The following is a 3,603-nucleotide window of genomic DNA, read 5'->3' as shown; positions in this document are numbered from 1 at the left end:
GGCGACAACCGCACGCTCACGGTGACGGGCCCGCAGCCGGGTGAGCTGAAGGGCATTGAGCTGAATATGGGCGATATCGGCGAGCTCACCCCGACTGTCGCAGCCTTGGCCACGCAGGCGTCCACGCCGAGTGAGCTGACCGGCATCGCGCACCTACGCGGACACGAGACCGACCGGCTTGCCGCGCTCACCGCCGAGATCACAGGCTTGGGCGGTACATGCGAGGAGCTTGCCGACGGTTTGCGCATCACCCCTGCTCCACTGCACGGCGGCACCTGGCATTCCTATGCCGACCACCGCATGGCTACTGCTGGAGCGATCGTGGGGCTGACTACGGAGGGGGTCGAGGTCGAGGACATCGGCACGACCGCGAAGACCTTGCCTGGCTTTGAAGACATGTGGACGGACATGCTCCATGGCTAGACGCGGCGGCAGGGATTTCTCCAGCTACGACGAGTCGGATGTGAAAGTCCGGCCCGGCAAAGGCTCTCGTCCACGCTCTAAAGACCGCCCAAAGCACAAGGATGCTGTCGTCGGTCTGGTGATCACCAAGGACCGTGGCCGTTGGGGCGTGGTGCTGGAGGACGGCACGCGCGTGGTGTGTATGCGCGCCCGCGAACTGGGCCGCACCTCAATCGAGGTGGGCGATCACGTAGGCGTGGTTGGCGATACCAGCGGTAGAAAAGACACCCTGGCGCGCATCGTGAAGCGTGAGGAGCGCTCCTCCGAGCTCCGCCGCACTGCTGATGACACTGACCCGTATGAGCGCATCGTGGTGGCCAATGCGGGGACCCTACTCATCGTTTGTGCAGTGGCTGATCCCCCACCGCGGACAGGCTTTGTGGAACGCGCACTAGTCGCTGCTTTCGTCGGTGGAGTCACGCCAGTGGTGTGCCTGACCAAATCGGATCTAGCTGACCCGAGCGAATTCGAGGCGGAACTCGCTGACCTCAACGTGGCGGTGCTGCGCACAGGAATCAGCGATGATCTAACGGAATTGGAAGAGCTGATCAGCGGGCATCTCTCCGCGCTCATCGGACATTCCGGTGTGGGCAAATCCACGCTGGTCAACCGCATTGTCCCGGATGCGAACCGTGAGACCGGCGAGGTTTCCGGCGTGGGCAAGGGCCGTCACACGTCCACCCAGTCGGTGGCGCTGGAGCTGCCAGGGGGCGGTTGGATTATTGATACCCCAGGCATCCGCTCTTTCGGTCTGGCACACGTCTCGCCCGACGAGGTCATCGCGCCATTCCCGGATCTGGCGGAGGCGACAGACCGCTGTCCGCGTGGCTGCACGCACGCTGGCCCGCCAGCAGATCCGGAATGTGCGTGGGACGAATTCGACCCGGACTCCGTCATTGGGCGACGGGTCCAGGCCGTGCGGCGCCTACTCGCGGCGCTGCGGATCAACGAAACGACGTACGACTAGTAGCTACAGCAATTCGATGAGGAAAGGCAGCTCGTCGGGGTGGTAAAACGCCAGGTAATTATCCTGCGCGTCGCCTACTGCAAGTTCGGCGTCTTGGTCGCCGAGATCTGCTGCGTCGATAAGCTGGGTTGCCTTCTTCGTGGCTTCTTCCGCATCGGCAATGTCCACGTGAATCGCGGCGACATCCTCAAGCGCGATCGGCCCAGCGAGCTTGACCACAGACTCCCCCATTTCAGGCTCCGGGGTGGCATCCACATCTACGGAAATGACCACGCGACGGTGCGGGAAATCCGGCTCATCACCAATGGCCAGAAGGCGCAGGGAAGCAAGCGCGGCATCATCAAAAGCGACAGCTTCAATCTCTTCCTCATCGCCGCCGGAGGAGAAGAATTCTGTCAACGCCGGGGTTGCGGCAAAGCCCCAACCACTGCGGGCGTGAATGGAACTGTCAGCTTCCAGTTCCTTGAGCATTGCAAATGTCGCGGGAATATAAACGCGCACGAGGCCTCCTAGAATTCGCCCTCGATGCCGAACAGGGTCTGGATCTCCACGACCGTGCGGTCAAAAGCGGTGTGAAGAATACCGATCAGGCCAGCCTCGACGGCGCCACGGACGTTGAGAATGTCATCATCGATGAGCACGCATTCATCAAGATTCACACCAATCGCATCAGCAGCAGCTTGGAATGCGGCGGGCTCAGGCTTTTCCACGCCGATCTCACCGGAGAGCACCACAGCATCAACATCGCCCCGGAACTCCCATTCGCGGATCACATCAGCGTCAGACCCACCCGGGTCATTGGACAGCACGGCGGTGGCGACCTCGTGCTTCTTCAGCTCGGCGAGCAATGCGCGCCAACGAGCCGCGTCCTCCCCCTCGACGTCCAGCACACCGACATAATCCACAATCAAACCCTGCATCAACGACCACAATCCTTTATCTTCAATCGGTCTATCCAGCCCACCGTTGTCCACTGTCCACTTCAGTAAACATTCGGCGGCATTTTTTACCGGCGGTTCCTGCCGGATCCTGGCACAATACTACCTAGCCCACGTCGCGTCTGCCCCTGGGGTGAAGCGCCTCGGAAACCAATTTTCCAACGCACAATCACTCGGAAGGCACTACTGATGTACTACCCAGTTCCCGGCCACACCCACATGCAGGTTCTACTACCGGGAGAAAAAACTCCCACTGCCCCAGTTGCACTGGGCAAACCACCAGGCAAAGAAGTTCCGTTCTCCCCACTGATTCGCACCGCGCTTGATGCGACATTCGGGGTCAAAGACATCCAGTCTCTGCAGAAACGGGCATTCGCACCAATCGTGCGCTCCTATGTGCGTGCCCGACGGATCGGTGGTCTGCCGACAGGAACAGTGCGTGTGGCCAGCACCGCACGGAAAGGCCAAGAGTTTTATGGCACAGCAATCTCCGCCGGTTCACGCTACGCCTGGGTAGCGCGCGTGAAGGCGGATCAGTTGGTCTCTTTCAGGGTCCTGTGACCCCGAAAAAGTGGCTAATTAAGCCTGCTCGGTCGGCTCGGTTGCCTCACCGTTCTGTTCTGCCTGCTGCTCGAACTGCTTGCGTAGCATGAACAGCTGACGGACGGTCTCTTCCTTAACAGCGTCATTCATCGCGTTGAACATGTCGCCGCCTTCCTTCTGGTACTCGACCAGAGGATCACGCTGAGCCATAGCGCGCAGGCCAATGCCCTCCTTGAGGTAGTCCATCTCGTAGAGGTGCTCACGCCACTTTGTATCGATCACCGGGAGGATCACCATACGCTCAACATTGCGCATCTGGGCCTCGCCACCGATGCTGATCACGTTGTCCTCGAGCTCGTCGTAGGAACGCTGCGCATCATCAAGCACAGCCTGACGCAACTGGGAGGCGGTGAGCTCGCCTGGGGTGCCGTACTCCGAGCCGTCGATAAGCTCCTGCGGAGTCACGCGCGGGCCGTACAGCGACTCGAGCGCATTCCACAGCTCCTCCAGGTCCCAGTCCTCGACATAGCCGTCGTAGGTCGCGCCGTCGACGTACGCACCGATGGTGTCGTCGATCATGCCGCGGATCTGATCCTTGATGTCCTTGGACTTCAGAATTTCCTGGCGCTCACGGTAAACAACCTTGCGCTGCTCATTGAGCACCTCGTCGTACTTCAGCACGTTCTTACGTGC

At 60.6% G+C, this 3,603-nt stretch carries 5 protein-coding genes and 1 pseudogene; 3 read left to right on the top strand and 3 right to left on the bottom strand.

All coding sequences use genetic code 11. From position 1 onward, the window contains the following. Together Q0X21_RS10210 and rsgA are read left to right on the top strand one after the other, a co-directional pair. The coding region (locus Q0X21_RS10210; RefSeq protein ID WP_367172842.1) for a 3-phosphoshikimate 1-carboxyvinyltransferase at positions 1 to 423 on the top strand (423 nt) is incomplete at its 5' end. Next, positions 416 to 1,429 (top strand): ribosome small subunit-dependent GTPase A, encoded by a 1,014-nt coding sequence (gene rsgA, locus Q0X21_RS10205; RefSeq protein WP_297851759.1) that lies wholly within the window; start codon positions 416 to 418, stop codon positions 1,427 to 1,429. The genes Q0X21_RS10210 and rsgA, both read left to right, overlap by 8 nt. 3 nt (positions 1,430 to 1,432) lie before the next feature. On the opposite strand, the gene Q0X21_RS10200 is transcribed toward rsgA, so the two are convergent. After that, positions 1,433 to 1,930 (bottom strand): DUF6912 family protein, encoded by a 498-nt coding sequence (locus Q0X21_RS10200; RefSeq protein ID WP_297851758.1) that lies wholly within the window; start codon positions 1,928 to 1,930, stop codon positions 1,433 to 1,435. Between the two features lie 8 nt (positions 1,931 to 1,938). Beyond that, the gene (locus Q0X21_RS10195) at positions 1,939 to 2,349 is read right to left on the bottom strand and encodes an HAD-IA family hydrolase (protein WP_297851757.1); all 411 of its coding nucleotides are present in this window, start codon (positions 2,347 to 2,349) and stop codon (positions 1,939 to 1,941) included. A 207-nt stretch (positions 2,350 to 2,556) separates the two neighbouring features. Here Q0X21_RS10195 and Q0X21_RS10190 point away from each other — a divergent pair, with 207 nt between their 5' ends. Next, positions 2,557 to 2,928 (top strand): hypothetical protein, encoded by a 372-nt coding sequence (locus tag Q0X21_RS10190; protein ID WP_297851756.1) that lies wholly within the window; start codon positions 2,557 to 2,559, stop codon positions 2,926 to 2,928. Between the two features lie 18 nt (positions 2,929 to 2,946). On the opposite strand, the pseudogene Q0X21_RS10185 reads toward Q0X21_RS10190, so the two are convergent. Next, a pseudogene (locus Q0X21_RS10185) lies at positions 2,947 to 3,603 on the bottom strand (preprotein translocase subunit SecA); the annotation flags it as partial.

The sequence above is a fragment of the uncultured Corynebacterium sp. genome (assembly GCF_947253065.1).
In the GTDB taxonomy this organism is placed as follows: domain Bacteria; phylum Actinomycetota; class Actinomycetes; order Mycobacteriales; family Mycobacteriaceae; genus Corynebacterium.
Note: the sequence above shows the minus strand (reverse complement) of the source record. Positions and strands in the feature narration are given on the sequence as shown.